The organism is Peribacillus aracenensis (assembly GCF_025175645.1).
Taxonomy (GTDB): domain Bacteria; phylum Bacillota; class Bacilli; order Bacillales; family DSM-1321; genus Peribacillus; species Peribacillus aracenensis.
The window spans coordinates 201,022-218,637 of record NZ_JANZMJ010000001.1 but is presented as its reverse complement, the minus strand read 5'-3'; the positions used below and the strand labels follow the sequence as shown (position 1 = coordinate 218,637).

Below are 17,616 nucleotides of genomic sequence, written 5' to 3'. Positions count from 1 at the left end.
GGGTCCGTCCTTATTTACTTATCACTATCACGTTTTTTATTTTCTTTTGCCAAAATTTCATAAATTTTGGTTGCGTTCATATCGCCGCTGAATTCGATTCCAAATTCAGTTCGTACATGTTGTCCCAGCTTTTCCTGGCTGTTCTGTTTTTCTTTATCCATTAACTTCTTCCTTTTCTGCCTTGCTTCGAATTACGGTTGGCACCTTTCATTGTGTTTTCCTCCAATGCGAACTCATTGGAAAATTCATTTTCAGCTTGGTTTCTTTTTGGCGTTTTACTTGCTTTGACAGCTCCATCCACATTGGCTTTCCGTTTCATTTTCATCCACCCTTTTCATATAGTTTACATTTTAGAATGGGGTAAAAATGCCTGAAATTATTCAGGGATAATATAGGGACAGACGAGAAAAATAACCGTAAAACGGAAAGGGAGACACTACATGAAAAAGAAATTGGAGTCACCGGTTGTCGACGATACACAACCACACCAAATTAACGCACCAAGCTTTAAGGGAACCGGCCTAAAACCACAGGCTCCATTCGTCAATGATTATGGAGTCGTCATCGGCGACAGTAAATATGCATCTGAAAACTCTCCACTCGAAAATTGGAGCGAAAATACTGACCCGGAAATCATGGCTGGAGACGAATGGATACATCCCACCAATGATATAGGCTGGAATTCAACTGAAAACCGTGAACTGTTAGAGGCTAAAAAGGCGCCGCAGCCACCTTTCATGCATCCCGATAAGGATGTGAGCACTGATACCGATTGAATCGTTCTTGAGGGATTAAGGAACTAGTGAATCCAATTAAACTGGAAGGGGTGCATCATATACACCCCTTCTTCTCATTTCACCTGCAAAATCAACTTCCCTTTCGTTCGACGGGCGTTCATTTCCTCATGAACGGCTGCTGCCTTTTCAATTGGGTAGATGCCGCCGATAGTTAGCTTAAGTTCCCCGGACGTGACGTAAGAAAAAAGCTCTTGAATGCTAGGCAACAGCAAATCTGGATGTTTCATGATCTGTGGCAGGAAAAAGCCTACGACGGATTGATTGCGCCTCATCAATTGCTGCGGGTTCATCGTATAAGGCTTACGACTGGCATTACCAAAAACAACAAGACGTCCAAATGGAGCCAAACATTTCAATGTTTTATTGAAAACATCCCCTCCTGCCATTTCCAGCGCCACGTCTACTCCCTTGCCGGACGTGACCTCACGGACTTTCATTTCCCATCCTTCTTTCGTGTAATCGATAAGTTCATCTGCCCCCATCGATTTAGCCAGTTCCAACTTTTCCACTGTGCTGGCGGTGGCAATCACTCTTCCAGCCCCGAAGATTTTGGCTAATTGTACGGCAATCGTTCCCACACCACCTGCAGCAGCATGGACCAATACCGTTTCCCCCTGTTGCATGCGTCCCATTGTCTTTAGAATATGATAGGCACTCAGACCTTGAAGGGGCAGGGAAACAGCTTCATGGAACTGAATGGAATCAGGAAGCGGAATGGCCGAGAATTCATCCGAAAGGGCATATTCTGAATATCCACCAGATTCAATTAAACTCACGACCCTTGTACCAGGTTTGATTTTGGTCACCTTTCCACCAACTTCCACCACAACGCCAGCCACTTCCGCACCTGGAATGAACGGAAGCGGCGTAGGTACTACATATTGCCCTTCCCTTCTGGCTGTATCTGCATAATTGACGCCGACACAATCTATTTCAATCAGAACTTCATGCCCAGTTGGCACGGGCCTTTCCATTTCAGTCAATTTCAGTACTTCCGGTCCGCCGTATTCTTCAAAATGAATGGCTCTCATCTTTATCCCTCCCTTATTAATTCCCTGTAAATTCCGGTTTTCTTTTTTCTTTGAATGCTGCAACTCCCTCAAGATGGTCTTCTGTGGAGGCCATCAAGGTTTGCGTGATTCTTTCCTGTTCGAGCATTTCATCAAGTGTAGCCGTAAATGAATGGCTAACGAGCTTTTTCATCATCCCATAGGCTTTTGTCGGTCCATTTGCCAGCTTTTCCGCAAGTTTCAATGTTTCCTCTTCAAGTTGATTAAGTGGATATATATAATTAATGACACCTAACTGGTATAAGCGTTCCGCAGAAATTGGCTCGGCAGTAAAGAAGAGCTGCTTTGCAAGGTGTGGCCCTACTAATTTAGGTAAAAAATACGAACCACCTCCATCAGAGATCAGGCCTACCTGTGAAAAACTCATGGCAAATTGACTATCATCGGAAGCCACGATCAAATCACAGGCGAGTGCCAAATTAAATCCGGCCCCTGCCGCAAATCCATGGACGGCAGCGATTATGGGAACCTCAGAAGCATCCAGTGCCAATATGCATTCATTCATTCTGCCAACATGATCATACAATTGACTTGCAGAAGCCTTGCCCATTGACTTAACGTCACCTCCCGCAGTGAATGATCTTCCCGCCCCTTTGATGATGACTGCCCTTATATGTGGTGTTTTTTTTACATCCTTTATCGCTTTCGTTAAGCTTGCAATCATATCCGGGCTAAATGCATTCAAGCTTTCAGGACGATTCAAAGTCAGGATCATTACATTATCGGTTACCTCTGTCAATAAGTGTTCTTTTAACATTTACCCATCCCCTTTTTTATTGGCTTTTTTCGTTAAGATTGTTGTTTTTAAAAACTAAACGATTTAAGGTTGATTGGAGCGCAAGTGCGAGACTCCTGCGGGAGCAGCGGGACAGGTGAGACGCCACAGGCGTTTACGCCGAGGAGGCTCACCGACCGCCCCGCGGAAAGCGAGCATCTGGAGGGGAAATCAACCACAGCGCTTTACTTTGTAAATAGCAACAAAGTATGCGAAAACAGCCTTTTTATTTGATCAACCAGCCGCCATCAACCAATAAATCCGTCCCAGTCATATAGGAAGCCTCCGGCGAAGCAGCAAAGGTAATGACATTACTTATTTCCTCTGCTTTCCCCACTCTTTCCAGTGCCGTATTCCGTTGAATCGACTTTACGAATTTTTCATTTTGCAATCCATCCTCCGTTAAAGGCGTTTCAATGAATCCCGGTGATACGGAATTGACCCGAATGCCAACTGCAGCGAGTTCCAATGCCAATGATTTCGTTAAACTGATGACTCCTGCTTTAGCAGAGCTGTAATGCGGGATGAATGCCCCTGCCTGATGCCCTGACAGTGAAGCCACATTCACGATTGCCCGATTGATGGCTTTATTTCCACTGCCCGCTCCTTCTTCCATCACTTTTCCCAAGTACTTGGAAACTAGAAAGACACTTTTCAAATTGACATGTTGAATCATATCCCAATCAGCTGCAGATGTATCCAAAAGCTTCGAGGACTTTGATCCACCTGCATTATTGATTAAAATGTGAAGGTCACGATATTGTTCCTTCACATACATGGCCAAATTCTTTACATCTTTTTCGACGGTAACATCTGCAGCGAAAATGTCAGCCATGGGAATCTTGTGCCTTGCATTGATTTCTGCAGCTGCTTCCTCCAGCTTCCCTTTCGTCCTCCCTACCAACAACACTTTTGCCCCTTCGTCCGACAGGCGCATCGCTGTATCCTTCCCAATACCGGAACCTGCACCTGTCACCACCGCCATAGACTGTGAAAACCTCATCCCCTTCACTCCTTATCCAGGTTTTGAACTACGTTTCCTGCCTTTTCAATTCGGCTTCGATCTTTCCATCCACCAACTCTGGGACAAGACCCACCGACCCTTTTTGCGCCGCCAATTCCAAATCTGCGATCAAGCTGTGTTTGTCGAACAACTGTCCGACATATGATGATTTCAGGATATCAAAGGCATTTTCGACATTCGTTCGATAAAGCGTTTTTGCTGCCTTTGCTGCATCGTTGAGTATGAACGTACCTTGTGATCCAGCAATCAGGCAATCTATCAAATGACCTGCACCGTAAAAGTCTTCCAGACTGAATTCACCTGAGTTTCCTGAACATACGATGATGATCGTTTCTGTTTTATGATGTTTTTTTATTTTTTCAGCAACAGACGGATTATTTAACAAAGATGCGATATAGACCTTTTTTGCAGCGGCTGAATTCCTCAGTGCTACCGTTCCATTAGTCGTTGACAATATTAAAGTTTTTCCAGGTACCAACTTACTCAATAGCGTCGGACTTGGATACATTAAATCATCAACCGGTTTTGCTTTTAGTTCCCCTGCCACTATGGAATCCCCATGGTCCAATTCCTGGCTTTTCACCAAGGCATCCACTGGATCCATGACAGGTATCACCTGGCGTGCCCCATCATGAAGTGCTGAAATAATCGTTGTGGTCGCTAATAACACATCCAGGATGACCGCAACTTTATCCCCCTCTTGGAGTTTTTCCCTATCTATTTCTTCTTTTTTTAGTAGCAAATGAATGTTTTGTATATATTCCATTTATTTAAACTTCCTTCGCAGCTACATTTGCAGCATGAGTGAGTAAGCTTTTTACCGTTTTTCCGAGATTGGAAAAACGGGGATCATTAGTCTGGCCTTTTTTATATCGATAATAGATTTGCTGAAGGATGACAGCTAACTTAAAGTAACCAAAGGTTAAATAAAAATCGACGTTGGAAACATCCCTGCCGCTTCTTGCTGCATACGTCTCGATAAATTCCCTGCGTGTCAGGAAACCCGTTAAAGTCGTGATTGACGCTTGACCCACACCGAATTTGATAAGTTCCGGGTCACCGCTTTCCGTCCAGTAGCTTAAAGCCACTCCTAAATCGGCTAGCGGATCACCAACGGTGGACATTTCCCAATCAAATAAACCAACCATCTCTGTAAGGTCCTTGTTAAACATGGCATTATTGATCTTATAGTCATAATGGATAATTGAAGTCTGGCTATATTTTGGGATATTCTCTTGAAAATAATCGATAAGCGGACGAATTTCCTTGATTTCATCTGTCTTTGCTCTCTCATAGCGGGAAATCCATCCGCGCACTTGTCTTTCAATGAACCCTTCAGGTTTGGAAATTTCCACCAATCCTGTTTTCTCATAGGGAATCGAGTGAAGATCAGCAAGCCGGTTGACCATCACATATGAAAGCTGTCTGCACTTTTCAACAGTAGGCTCGATTCCCTTGGGAAATTCAGTATCTATTACAATTCCATGTTTCCTTTCCATTAGGAAAAAAGGGGCCCCCGCAATCGATTCATCATCCGAGAACAGAATAGGCTCGGGAGCTGCCTGAAAATATGGGTTGATTGAGGATAGGATATGATGTTCACGCTTCATATCATGTGCCTTTGGAGCAACAGGACCAAGAGGTGGCCTTCTGAGGACAGCCTCCCACTCACCAATTTTCAGTTGATAGGTCAAATTGGAATAGCCCGTGGAAAATTGTTGCAATTCTAACGGTTCATTTGGAAGGTCCAATACATTTTTTCTTAGGAAACCTTCTAATGCACCAATATTCAGTTCCTCGCCGGGCCGAACAGAAATCGTATCGTCTGCCACGTTCTTCCACTCCTTTAGACTTTTGACATTCTATTTATGAACAAGATGTGAAATGAGCTTTTCTTTAATAAATTCAGGAATAGGTTCACTTTTTTGATTCAAAAAATCAAAACAGACTAAGACTGCACTTCCCCTAGTGATCACTTCCCCAGTTTGTGAACAGAGGATATCATGGGCCATTTCACAACTTTTCGTCCCTACTTTTGTCAAAGATGTACGGATGGTCAATAGTTGATTGAAATATCCCTGAGCAATAAAGTCGCATTTAGTGGAGGCTAACAAAAAATTCCAAGATTCAACATTCGCCGCTAGGCCTAAAGCTTCAAAAAATTTCATTCGTGCTTCTTCGAGGTATATGAAATAGCTTGTGTTATTGATGTGGCCCAAAGCATCCGTTTCGGAAAAACGGACGTTGACTTCAAATTCATGCATAAGACCCCTCCTTGATTAACGATGTACGAAAGCTGGTTTACGTTTATCCAAGAAAGCGGAAACCCCTTCTTTAACATCTTCAGTTTGGAAGATTTCTTCAAAAAGATTCGTTTCAATCTCTAGACCTTGTTCAAGCGTTGCCTCACTTCCTTCATCAATCGCTTTCTTGATTCTCGAAAGTGCCTGAAGTGAGTGCCTTGTCAATCGTGAGGCCAAGACTTTCGCTTCCGATAAGCCGCAGCCTTGCTCAACGACTTTATTGACAAGCCCGATCTTTTCCGCTTCTATGGCACCAAGCGGATCACCGGTAAATATAATCTCTTTTGCTTTTGCGTTTCCTACAAGTCTGGACAAACGCTGTGTACCGCCAGCTCCAGGAAATAAGCCCAATTTCACTTCAGGCAGACCAATTTGAACCTGTGTTTCTGCCACTCGCAAATCACAGGCCAGAGCCAGTTCGCATCCGCCTCCCAAAGTCAGGCCATTTAATACAGCTATCGTAGGTTTAGGTAACTGGTCGATTTTGGTTAGGACGGCATGACTTTCCTTTACCATTTCTTTCATGTTCGGGTTCCCCATCATGTTGGGGAATTCTTTTATATCGGCACCAGCCGCAAATGCGATATTGCCTGCACCGGTTATGAGTACCGCAACAGTTTCAGTATCTTTTGAAAGTTCATCGAATGTTTCTCCCAATTCTCTGAATACTTGTTTACTGATTACGTTTAATGGAGGATTATCGATGGTGATGACCGCAAGCCTATTTTCCTTAACCACTCTAATTAATTTTGTCATCCATTCTTCACTCCTTGGTTTGGATAATCATACCAGCCTTTTCCTGTTTTCCTTCCTAAATGTCCTTTATTCACCTTTTCTTCAATACAAGCATTTGGCTTGTCTTCTGGATTTCCAGTTTCATTGTATCGCTGCTGCATGACAAAATATCCTACATCAATACCTGATAGATCCATCAGTTCAAAAGGGCCAATGGGGTGGCCTAAAGCTTTTCTGCAAATTAAATCGATATCCTTATAGTCCACAATCCCTTCTTCATACAAATATAAGGCCTCACGCTGCAAAGCTCCCAAAATTCGGTTGGCTACGAAACCCGATATCTCTTTCCTCAACAAAACTCCTGTCCTATTCATTTTTTCTGTGACTTCCATCGCAAGCCTCGCGGTTTCCTCCGATGTTTGATCACTCATGACAACTTCAACACAATCCATTATTAGAGGCGGGAAAAAGAAATGCATATTAATGAACTTATCCGGACGATTCGTCACATTCGCAATCAGGCTATTGACAATCGTTGAACTATTCGTAGCAAAAATGGTTTCTGCTGGGGCCGATTCTTCAAGTCTAGCAAAGACTTCCCGTTTCACATCAAGTTTTTCAACAACCGCTTCAATGATCAAATCAGCTCCACTGGCCGCTTTCTCAAGATCGGTGGTATATTGAAGACGGTTAAAAGCAGCCAACTTACGATCTTCGGACAATTTTCCTTTTTGAACCCATTTAGTCAAAATAACATCCAACTTTTCTTGGGCTGTATTCAACGCGTCTCCCTGAACATCCTGAAGAATCGTTTCGTAACCTCCAAGTGCAGCAAGCATCGCAATTTGATGCCCCATCTGCCCAGCCCCAATTACGGTTATTGATTGAATTTGCTTGTTGGTCATGCTTTCTATCTCCCTTCTGCTAACTGGTTAGTATGTTACCCGGTCACGCTTCAATTCCCTGCAGTATCATCCCCATAAAAATGGCTGCAACTTCCTGTTCGGTTTTTTCACCTTCTGGGTCGAACCAATGATAGCTCCAATTGGCCACACCCAAAATAGCAAAAGAGATGATGGATGCATCGAGATTGGAACGTAGTTCTCCGCTCTCGATGCCGCTATTCAGCACTTGCTCGATTTTATTACGGAACTCATCCCGCTTAGGAAGGATTTGTGCAAGTTTTTCGTCACTTAGATTTTTCATTTCACGGAAAAAGACCGTTGCGCTGGATTTTTTGGTTTTGATGCTTTTTAATAACATCAATACCATATCGAAAAGCTGATCCTTACAGCTTTTACCAGGCTCCAACATGATTATTTCCTGCTCACTAAGCAACTCGTCTATATAAGCTAGATGAATATCCATAAGCAACTGCTCTTTGCTCGTAAAGTAATAATAAAACGTTCCCTTCGTAACCCCGACCGATTCGACGATATCGGAAATCGACGTTTCACTAAAGCCCTTCTTTTCAAATAAGCGTATGCTATGTTCTGTCATTTTTTCTTTCATGTTTGCATCCTCGCAATCTGTTAAAATTTCAGCTGAATTGATATCATACGCGTTCGTACTATCAAAGCCCTCTTATTTCCTGGAAAGTTCTTCTCTTAAAGCCCGTCTTAAAATCTTTCCGACATTTGTTTTCGGTAACTCATAACGAAATTCAACGAAATTCGGAACTTTATAAGCCGATAGGCTTGCTCGGCAGTAATCGATGATTTCCCGTTCATTTGCCGTTTTATTATGTTTAAGTACAAGCACAGCTTTTACCGACTCCCCTCGGTAAGAATCTGGAACTCCGATGACAACCGCTTCCTGAACAGCAGGATGTTCATAAAGAACTTCCTCCACATCTCGCGGATAAATATTATAACCACTTGCGATGATCAAATCTTTTTTCCTGTCGACAATATAGAGATACCCGTCTTCATCAACTTTGGCAATATCACCCGTATAAAGCCAACCATCCCGAAGGGTCACCGCCGTTTCCTCCGGCATATTCCAGTAACCTTTCATCACTTGAGGTCCTTTGACGACCAATTCCCCCAATTCGCCAGGGGCCATTTCTTTTGTCCCGTCCCCCAGGTCCATCACTTTATATTCAGTCGATGGGAAACCAATTCCGACGCTCCCAGGCTTCCTTTTTGCAAATGCCGGGTTACAATGAGTTGTTGGCGAAGCTTCCGTAAGACCGTATCCTTCCAATATCTTCGCACCCGATTTTCGTTCGAACTCACGCAGCAGTTCCACAGGCATCGGTGCACTTCCGCTGTTGCAGACCCGAATTGAGCCCATTCCATATTCTTCTGCCTTTGGATGATTCGTCAACGCTACATACATGGTTGGTACACCAGGAAAAGTGGTCGGCTGTTCACGCTTAATCGTTTCCAGCACTTCTTCTATTTCAAATCGTGGCAGCATGATGGAATCACCCGCGATATACACGGATAAATTCATTGCGGACGTCATTCCAAAAACATGAAAAAGCGGGATGACCGACAGCGTTCTTTCAGAGCCCATTTTTAATTCATGCTTGAAGAATTCATACGATTGAATGACATTGGCCAGAATATTTCTGTGAGTCAGCATCGCCCCTTTTGAACGGCCGGTCGTTCCTCCTGTATACTGAAGAACGGCTATATCATTTTCCGGATCGATTGATACGTGACTGATATTCCCGTCCCCTGTCTTCATGAATTGGTCAAAAGAAGCATCAGGCTGGAAATCTGCATCCGAAGACTGAAGGCTTACGGCGATGATATTTTTCAAATTGGCGTGTTGCTGCACACTTTTCACCTTCGGGTATAATCCATCCAATACAACGATCGTTTCTGCACCGGAGTCCTGTAAAATATGCTGCAGCTCCCTTTCAACCAGCATTGGGTTGATTTGGGTGATTATTGCTCCTGTTGCTAACGATCCATAGTAGGCTATAACGTATTGCGGACAGTTAGGCAGCATGATGGCGACACGATCGCCTTTTTGAACACCTTTTTTTTGAAGGGCCGAAGCAAAGGCTTGCGATGCATGAAAAAGCTCCTGATAGGTTATCTTTCTGTCATAAAAAGTAATAGCTGTATTGTTTGGATAGGACTGACATGCATTTTGAAGGATCCTTTGCATCGGAAACTCAGGGACTTTTATTTCCTTTGAAATTGAATCAGGATAAACGGAAAGCCATTTTTTTTCATTCATCATTTCATACCCTCCAGCCATATTTACTTATCTTTCATTACTTTGCATGTGAACCCCCATCGACAATCAAGATATTTCCAGTCACAAAATCGGATGCCTTTGAGGCCAGGAAAACCGCTGCCCCTTTCAAATCATCATCACTCCCTAATCTTTTTAGCGGCGTGGAATCCAAGATCGGATTCTTTCCTTGCTCAAGAACACCTTTCGTCATTTTTGTAGGAAAGAAACCGGGTGCGATTGCATTAACATTGATATTATGCTGACCCCATTTAACAGCTAAATCCTTCGTTAAAGTAATGACCGCCCCTTTACTCGTATTATATCCGACCGTATCGAGCACCCTCGGGTCGGTTCCCCCTAATCCGGCAACGGAAGCGATATTTATGATTTTCCCATGTCCCTGTTCAATCATGACCCTGCCTGTTGTCTGGCTCATGATAAAGGTTCCGGTTACATTGACATTCATCACCTTCTGCCATGCTTCAAGGGGCATGTCGACGGCTGGTGCCCCCCAGGATGCCCCGCTATTGTTTACTAAAATGTCAATGGCGCCAAATTCACGGTACGTTTCGTTAACAACTTCCTGTACATCTGACGGATTGGTGATATCACACTTCAGGGAAAGCGTCTTGACTCCAAGCTTTTCGATTTGTGAAGCAACTTCATCGCATGCCTCCTTCTTCCGCGAACAAAGAACGACATTTGCCCCGGCTTCGGCAAAGCCGGTCGCTATTTGTGCTCCCAATCCTCTTCCTCCACCGGTTATGATCGCCGTCTTTCCAGTTAAATCGAATAAGTCGGTTACTTTCATATTTTCACCTCATGCTTTTGTTGGTATTTTCGAAGTTCTATCTTGGCAACTTGTGAGCGGTGAACTTCATCGGGACCATCAGCAAGCCTTAAAGTCCGTGCATTTGCCCAATGTGCAGCAAAAGGGAAATCATCGGAAATCCCAGCAGCTCCAAAGCCTTGGATGGCCCTGTCAAGCACATTCAAGGCCATATTTGGTGCCACCACTTTTATCATGGCAATCTCCGCCTTCGCTTCTTTGTTCCCGACTGTATCCATCATATAAGCAGCTTTTAAGGTCAGAAGTCTCGCCTGTTCGATTTCAATGCGTGAATCAGCAACCCACTCCATGATCACACCTTGTCTCGCCAATGTTTTACCAAAAGCGACACGATTTTGAATGCGCTTACACAATTCTTCAAGGGCTCTTTCAGCAGCGCCGATCAGCCTCATGCAATGATGTATCCTTCCAGGTCCGAGCCTTCCTTGGGCAATTGCAAATCCTTTGCCTTCACCCCATAGAATATTCGTTGCCGGGACCCTCACATTTTCAAAAGTGATTTCTGCATGGCCATGCGGGGCATGATCATAACCGAACACAGGGAGCATTCTCTCGATTTTGACACCCGGTGTATCCAGCGGCACAAGAATCATTGACTGTTGTTCATGCTTGGGCGCCTCAGGATCCGTCTTACCCATGACGATGGCGATCTTGCATCGGGGATCGCCTGCTCCTGATGACCACCATTTTCGGCCGTTAATGACATACTCATTACCCGTCTTTTCTATCCTGCATTCGATATTGGTTGCATCGGAGGACGCCACTTCCGGTTCTGTCATCGAGAAGCATGAGCGGATTTCCCCAGCAAGCAAGGGCTTCAGCCAGCGTTCTTTATGTTCATCTGAACCGTATCTCACCAACACTTCCATATTACCAGTGTCCGGTGCATTACAGTTGAAGATTTCAGGGCCTATCGTCGACCTACCCATGATTTCACAAAGAGGGGCATATTCTAGATTTGTTAAACCCGCGCCATAACCGCTATCAGGTAAAAATAAATTCCATAATCCTGCTTCTTTTGCTTTTGCCGTCAATTCAGATAATATCGGGGGTATTTCACTCCAGCGGCTCTCCTGTGTTGCGAGCTGCTTCTTGTATATTGATTCATTTGGATAGACGTGCTTTTCCATGAATTCCGTTAACTTCTTTTCCAGATCTTTCACCTTTTGAGTATGTTCAAAGTTCAAATTGAATTCCTCCTTTAAACTAACTAACCGGTTAGTATGTTATTACTCTTAAAGTATATACACAATATTCAGATTTTTTCAACGATTAAATCATTATTTTCTTGTCATTCGCGGCCATGCATCGAGACCTTTTCGTTCTCACTATTTTCCCTTTGTTGGACGGTTGGAAAGATACAAACGATTTTCGTACCTTTTTTAAGTTCACTTGTGATGAAAACTTTTCCGCCGTGCTTTTCGATGATTCTAAAACAAACCGAAAGACCCAATCCCGTTCCTGATGTTTTTGTAGTGAAAAATGGTTCTACTACTTTTTGAAGGGCGTTTTCCGGGATCCCCTCCCCTTCATCCAAAATGCTCAAAAGAACTTCCCCATTTTTTTCATTAATGCCTACAAAAATATTGCCGCCATTCGGCATCGATTCTATGGAATTTTTTATCATGTTTATTAATACTTGCTTGATTTGGTTTTCATCAAAGTACATAAAAATAGGTTCTGAATCATAATTTTTATGAATTTGAATATTGTTCAGTACGGCATTTGTCTGCAACAGCGTTACGACATGGTTGCAGCTTTCCTTTAAATCCTTCTCAAGAAAAACCGCCTCAGCAGGTTTCGATAGCATCAAGAGTTCGTTCAGCACTTGCTCGATTCGATTTATTTCCGAAAAAATAATATCATAGTATTCCTGCTTTTCGGAACCGCCATCTTTAATCAACTTCACGAATCCCATTATCGCTGTCATCGGATTCCTGACCTCATGTGCAATCCCTGCCGCAAGTTGGGCTGCCGTTGATAATTTGCTTGATGTGATTGCCAGGTGTTCGTTTAGGCTCACAAGCTTTTCCTCCGCATGTTTACGTTCATTGATCTCCGATAATATGCCCGCCGTCCCGATGAATTTCCCATCGTCATCGTAAATTAGTTTAACGAATGCTTCAACCCAACTTGTTCCCTTTTTCGCATTCAGCTTAATGTCCGCACGAAAATATTTGTCCCCTCGATGAAAGGAGTCCTCAAAGGTCTTTAATAGGTCTTGATAAGAAGCGTTATCCATATGTTTGGAAAAGTGAAGCCCCAGGGATTCATTCACGGTTGCACCACTCATCGATTTCCATGCCGGGTTTAAATACAACCATTTCCCTTTCTCATCCGTTAGGAAAACGACTTCATTGAAGCTATTGATCAATTCTTTAGAGTAATTGGAGATAATGCGATAATGCCCTTCGCTATCCTGCAACAAAGCAATCGTTTTCCGGTTATGATCGAAGATGGCACCCAAACACCAGGCAATGGTTAAAATTACGATTACATATATTCCTGAAAAGGCGGAAAACCCTCGTTCTTCATGCCCAAGCCACCCTATATAGGGTAATATCAATATGAAGAAAAGGGCAGGGACAAAAAACCTTCCAGTATATTTCTTCACTTCTTCCACCTCCTCACCAAAATGATTTATACTTCATCCGAATGAACTCAAAGTAAGGGGGCAAATTAGCATATTTTTGTATGTTTAAATGGTTGAAAACTCTCACTTATAGGTAAATTTCAACATTTTGTCCATGATTCCTGCAAACAAAACAAAAAACCTTTCCTCGATGGAAAGGTCACCGTTCTACTTTATTCATTTACCCAATAATGACACGTTCTTTAGGGTAATGGAAATTTTCCGTAACTTCTTTATGGCCTATGATATACAGGAGGGACGTTATCCCGACACGGCCAATGAACATAATGATCATAATGACAATTTTACCGATATTGCTGAGTTCAGGTGTAATTCCCATCGAAAGACCGACTGAACCGAAGGCCGAACATACTTCAAAAATGATTTGCATCAAAGTAAAATTCTCAGTAATCGATAAAATGAAGACCGCGATTATGCATAGGAGCGATCCCATGATCATAACTGCTGTCGCTTTTCGAATATCATCGGGATGAATCTCCCGCTTGAACACTTTAACGGAACGCCTTCCCCTCATGAAATTCCATAAAAATAGAATCATGATGGCCAGAGTCGTTGTCCGTATCCCTCCACCGACTGAACTTGGTGATGCTCCAATGAACATCAAAATGCTCAGCAATAAAAGGGTCGGTTCCGAGAAATCGCCCACATTCATCGTTGCAAGGCCACCACTTCTCGTATTCGATGACATAAATAGAGAATAAAAAAAAGATTCATGCCAGCTCTTACCTTTAAAAAACCCGTTCATTTCCAGCAAGTGAATCAGGATCGTTCCCCCAATGATAAGGGAAAAGAAAGTGACTGATGTCAGCTTCGTGAACAAAGAAAAATGAAACTTATAAGTACGGGCTTTATTGGATAAAAACTCTTTCAACTCAATCAAGACAGGAAACCCGATAGCTCCAAGGGTAAGCAGGATGATCGTGATGAACTGTACAAAATAATCGTTTTTAAATGGAATCATTGAAATACCGGTGATATCAAAACCTGCATTCGTGGTGGCACTTATGGCTAAAAACAAGCCATTTAAAAAGGCATCTTGCCAGCTTGGAAAATAATTCAGAAAGTAAATGCCTAAAACTAGAGCGCCAATCATTTCAATTACGACAAATATCTGAATGATTTGAATCAATAATTTAACAAGCCCCGAAAGATTCGATTGGTTTTGATCTGTCATGATCAATTGTCTTTCCTTCAAACCGATTTTCTTACCTAAAATCAACCAGAAAAACGTTCCAAGTGTCATAATGCCAATACCGCCAAATTGGAGAACAAACATTAGAATGAAATAGCCTACCTCATTATACACTTCAGGTAAACTTACAACTGTTAGACCTGTCACACTAACTGCACTTACGGCTGTGAATAATGCATCCATGAATTTAAATTCCACGCCTGGCTTAAGAGCAACAGGCAGGCTCAACAGTATGGTCGAGATACTTACGGCCAAAAAGTAATAACCGACGATAAGCTGAGCGGGTGTTAACTTTGATAATATTTTTTTGATAGCAAACATGAAGAGTTTCCTTTCTTACTCCTTTATAGTTATGCGAATCACATAACCATTAAAAATCTAGTTTACCCTTTTTTCATCCTTTTTTCATTCTTTTTTCCATTCTCTTTTAAAACTGACTTACTTACAACAAATAGGTAGGTTTACCAATAAGTTTGATGAGGCTCATATAAGTAAAACTCCACATTCTACTTATACTATCATTACAGCGGCAAAAGCCGTTGAAAAAGTAAAGGGGAGATTCAAATGGCTAACAGCAGTAACAACCTTCTTGTTCCTGGAATCGAACAAGCATTAGAACAAATCAAATATGAAATTGCATCTGAATTCGGTGTACAATTAGGTTCCGATACTTCAGCACGTGCCAATGGTTCAGTTGGCGGAGAAATCACGAAACGTCTTGTACAACAAGCACAATCTCAACTTAAAGGTCAATAATTCTTATTAAAATTAAATATCCATGGCTAAGAGTCCAGCTGCATGCTGGACTCTTTTTATTCATTATGTCCATTTCCGTTTCCATTATTGCCTTTACCCCATTTCGACTTATCCCAATCATTCTTATCTTGTTTATCTTGCTGCTTATCATGGTGGTTATATTGCTTACCATGTTTATCCTGCTTGCCCTGATTATTCTGCTTGCCCTGATTATTCTTCTTGCCCTGATTATCATGCCTGTCGGGCTTTCTTTGATCGTTATTATTCTTTTCTTTGGCTGATGGAACTTTTTTCACATCGAACTTTTTATTACCCTTATCATTTTTCTGCTTGTTCTTTGATTGGTTGCTGTAATCGCTATCAGATTTTCCTTTTGACTGGTTGCTTTTTTCCTTGTATCCATTTATGGCATTCCGTTTTCCAATTGTATCTACCTGTTCGTTTTGTTCCTTAATTTTGGTAAATTGCGTTCCCGGTCCTTTCCTTTCAGTCGGTTTGGCTTCATTGGCTGGCTTTTGCTTTATTTCAGTTGCATCATTCTCTTTTTTCTTTTCCCCATCCGATTTGTTTTCCGTACTCAGCGTTTCGCCCTTCTCTTTCGGAATAACAACTTTTCCCTCTACTTTTTTATCTGGTGCTGGAGCAGACTCCCTCTTATTGACTTTTACCTTCCCTTTTTCTTCATTCAACTTCTTTTCGAGATATCTACCCGTAGATATGCCTTGTTCCCTTGCTTGCTTCCGATCGCTTTTTGTTGCCTGGATCACTTTCATTCTTGTATCAGAAACATTATCCTGCTCAGATATTTCTTTTATCTCTTCTTTTAAATGCTTATCCAGTACTTTATTTTTTTCCAATAACGTTGTGGAAACGACTATTTGTTTATTTCCTTTCATATATCCAAGTTGCTTCGTCGTTTCAACGATTCGATTTGTAACAGTCTTTATATTCTTGCCTTTCCAGTCCTTCAGATGATCAATCACAAGCTTGCCGTCTTCATTTAAACCGGTAAGTTTGAGAACTTCTAAATCATCGTCAAGCTCCAATTCAATGCTTGGATTCACGTCTATCGTCATATATGCCGACACGTGATCGGAAAAATAAGAAGGAAGAATCGAAAAGAGTATCAAGAAGGTAGATGCAATGCTTAGCACGGCCGTTTTTTTGAAAGATGAATGAAAATTTGAAAAAGCTAAAGTGAACTTTTGGTTAGCAGGTGAAAAAGTGATTTCCTCGCCCACTTCATAAACCCGTTCCTGCCTTTTGGTTTTCAGAAATTCACCCTCGGGGGTCAATAGGGTTACATATCGCTTATTAACTGAAAGAATAACTCCTTTTTTCATCCATCGATAGCCCCTTTTATATAATCATTCAAATACAAAAAATCTCCGTTTATTATGATTGCCACAGCAATGATGTATTTTCTGTTCCGTTCAATCGTTTTTCTGCTTACTTCCACTTTTCCCTCAAGCTGTTTTACGGGCAGCCGCTTTTTTGCAAACAGGGTTTCTTTCAGTTCGGCATCTTCCATTAATAATTTAGCGATCATGATAGCTCCCTTCCTTGCATCTGCATGTTTGGGAGAGTTTTCAACTAAATCCTCAAATGACAGACCAAAATCCTGTAGATGGCTAATATAAAGCTGAATTTCTTCTTTTCTTCTTTCCGATTCCTTCTGCTTCTCGTACTCATTGATGGAATTTTCATTATCGATATAAATATGGCTTCGATCATTATCATCATTCAGTGATAAATCCAATAGTACTTCTTTTTGTTTGGATTGGCTTCTTAAATAATCTATAACCCTTCGTTTAACGAGGGTTTCGGCAAATGCCAATAAAGAACGGCCTTTTTCCGGGGAATATTTATCGATTGCCTCGTTAAAAGCAATCATACCAATACTGAATTCATCATCCGATTCGTATATGTACCGTTTGCAAACCGACGAGACGGTTTTCGCAATAAAAGGTTTGAATGACTCTATAGTATCATTTCGAAGGCTAATATCGCCTTGTTGAATTTTCAATACGGTTTCTTCTAAAGAACGCTTTTTTTTGAATGCTGTAAACAACAATCCAAGCATTTGCTCACCTCGCTCCTGTTGAACATAAAATACGCATCAACATACTTATCTTAAGCGGAGGGAGTCTAAATGACAGTACCAAAAGAACTATTTTTGCGATTTAAATAAAATCACACAATATATCAACATGATAAAATACTTAGTTTTTTCTCGTTTATTACAGTGCAATTACAGTAAAATAAC

Annotated in this window: 20 protein-coding genes; 2 read left to right on the top strand and 18 right to left on the bottom strand. The window is 41.9% G+C overall.

The window, feature by feature from the left end; all coding sequences use genetic code 11:
• Positions 1-14: 14 nt before the first annotated feature.
• Positions 15-161: a hypothetical protein gene (locus N0M92_RS01085; protein WP_192203844.1), complete on the bottom strand. Its 147-nt coding sequence runs from the start codon at positions 159-161 to the stop codon at positions 15-17.
• On the bottom strand, positions 161-319 hold the full coding sequence (locus N0M92_RS01080) for a hypothetical protein (RefSeq protein WP_192208350.1): 159 nt from the start codon (positions 317-319) through the stop codon (positions 161-163). Before N0M92_RS01080 ends, N0M92_RS01085 begins: the two co-directional genes overlap by 1 nt.
• A gap of 121 nt (positions 320-440) precedes the next feature.
• On the opposite strand from N0M92_RS01080, the gene N0M92_RS01075 reads away from it, so the two are divergent.
• Positions 441-776, top strand: coding sequence for a DUF3905 domain-containing protein (locus N0M92_RS01075; protein ID WP_260284121.1), 336 nt, complete (start codon positions 441-443; stop codon positions 774-776).
• A 74-nt stretch (positions 777-850) separates the two neighbouring features.
• Here N0M92_RS01075 and N0M92_RS01070 read toward each other — a convergent pair whose 3' ends face one another.
• From N0M92_RS01070 to N0M92_RS01005, 14 genes are all read right to left on the bottom strand, one after another.
• The gene (locus N0M92_RS01070) at positions 851-1,828 is read right to left on the bottom strand and encodes a quinone oxidoreductase family protein (protein ID WP_260284120.1); all 978 of its coding nucleotides are present in this window, start codon (positions 1,826-1,828) and stop codon (positions 851-853) included.
• Between the two features lie 16 nt (positions 1,829-1,844).
• Positions 1,845-2,624 (bottom strand): enoyl-CoA hydratase/isomerase family protein, encoded by a 780-nt coding sequence (locus tag N0M92_RS01065; RefSeq protein ID WP_260284119.1) that lies wholly within the window; start codon positions 2,622-2,624, stop codon positions 1,845-1,847.
• Between the two features lie 244 nt (positions 2,625-2,868).
• Complete coding sequence (locus N0M92_RS01060; RefSeq protein ID WP_260284118.1) at positions 2,869-3,645, bottom strand: SDR family NAD(P)-dependent oxidoreductase; 777 nt, start codon at positions 3,643-3,645, stop codon at positions 2,869-2,871.
• A gap of 28 nt (positions 3,646-3,673) precedes the next feature.
• Positions 3,674-4,432: a 2-phosphosulfolactate phosphatase gene (locus N0M92_RS01055; protein ID WP_260284117.1), complete on the bottom strand. Its 759-nt coding sequence runs from the start codon at positions 4,430-4,432 to the stop codon at positions 3,674-3,676.
• 4 nt (positions 4,433-4,436) lie between these two features.
• Complete coding sequence (locus N0M92_RS01050; protein WP_260284116.1) at positions 4,437-5,498, bottom strand: phosphotransferase family protein; 1,062 nt, start codon at positions 5,496-5,498, stop codon at positions 4,437-4,439.
• Positions 5,499-5,528: 30 nt separating this feature from the next.
• Complete coding sequence (locus tag N0M92_RS01045) at positions 5,529-5,930, bottom strand: acyl-CoA thioesterase (protein ID WP_260284115.1); 402 nt, start codon at positions 5,928-5,930, stop codon at positions 5,529-5,531.
• Between the two features lie 15 nt (positions 5,931-5,945).
• The gene (locus N0M92_RS01040) at positions 5,946-6,725 is read right to left on the bottom strand and encodes an enoyl-CoA hydratase (RefSeq protein WP_260284114.1); all 780 of its coding nucleotides are present in this window, start codon (positions 6,723-6,725) and stop codon (positions 5,946-5,948) included.
• Positions 6,722-7,609: a 3-hydroxyacyl-CoA dehydrogenase family protein gene (locus N0M92_RS01035; protein ID WP_260284113.1), complete on the bottom strand. Its 888-nt coding sequence runs from the start codon at positions 7,607-7,609 to the stop codon at positions 6,722-6,724. Before N0M92_RS01035 ends, N0M92_RS01040 begins: the two co-directional genes overlap by 4 nt.
• A 43-nt stretch (positions 7,610-7,652) precedes the next feature.
• Entirely contained in the window at positions 7,653-8,216 is a 564-nt protein-coding gene (locus N0M92_RS01030) for a TetR/AcrR family transcriptional regulator (protein ID WP_260284112.1), read from the bottom strand.
• A gap of 72 nt (positions 8,217-8,288) precedes the next feature.
• The gene (locus N0M92_RS01025) at positions 8,289-9,899 is read right to left on the bottom strand and encodes a long-chain-fatty-acid--CoA ligase (protein WP_311202502.1); all 1,611 of its coding nucleotides are present in this window, start codon (positions 9,897-9,899) and stop codon (positions 8,289-8,291) included.
• A gap of 37 nt (positions 9,900-9,936) precedes the next feature.
• Positions 9,937-10,710 carry an SDR family oxidoreductase gene (locus tag N0M92_RS01020; protein WP_260284110.1) on the bottom strand — a complete coding sequence of 258 codons (774 nt, stop codon included), beginning with the start codon at positions 10,708-10,710 and terminating at the stop codon, positions 9,937-9,939.
• A complete protein-coding gene (locus N0M92_RS01015; protein WP_260284109.1) occupies positions 10,707-11,936 on the bottom strand; it encodes an acyl-CoA dehydrogenase family protein in 1,230 nt (409 codons plus the stop codon). The genes N0M92_RS01020 and N0M92_RS01015 overlap by 4 nt, the downstream gene beginning before the upstream one ends.
• Before the next feature lie 104 nt (positions 11,937-12,040).
• On the bottom strand, positions 12,041-13,363 hold the full coding sequence (locus N0M92_RS01010; RefSeq protein ID WP_260284108.1) for an ATP-binding protein: 1,323 nt from the start codon (positions 13,361-13,363) through the stop codon (positions 12,041-12,043).
• 199 nt (positions 13,364-13,562) lie between these two features.
• Entirely contained in the window at positions 13,563-14,915 is a 1,353-nt protein-coding gene (locus N0M92_RS01005; protein WP_260284107.1) for a TrkH family potassium uptake protein, read from the bottom strand.
• A gap of 243 nt (positions 14,916-15,158) precedes the next feature.
• Between N0M92_RS01005 and N0M92_RS01000 the strand changes: the two genes are divergently transcribed.
• The gene (locus N0M92_RS01000; protein WP_034314196.1) at positions 15,159-15,350 is read left to right on the top strand and encodes an alpha/beta-type small acid-soluble spore protein; all 192 of its coding nucleotides are present in this window, start codon (positions 15,159-15,161) and stop codon (positions 15,348-15,350) included.
• A gap of 56 nt (positions 15,351-15,406) precedes the next feature.
• Here the strand turns inward: N0M92_RS01000 and N0M92_RS00995 are convergent, their stop codons facing one another.
• Positions 15,407-16,693 carry an anti-sigma factor domain-containing protein gene (locus N0M92_RS00995; protein WP_260284106.1) on the bottom strand — a complete coding sequence of 429 codons (1,287 nt, stop codon included), beginning with the start codon at positions 16,691-16,693 and terminating at the stop codon, positions 15,407-15,409.
• On the bottom strand, positions 16,690-17,433 hold the full coding sequence (sigI, locus tag N0M92_RS00990) for an RNA polymerase sigma factor SigI (protein WP_260284105.1): 744 nt from the start codon (positions 17,431-17,433) through the stop codon (positions 16,690-16,692). Before sigI ends, N0M92_RS00995 begins: the two co-directional genes overlap by 4 nt.
• Positions 17,434-17,616 lie beyond the last annotated feature (183 nt).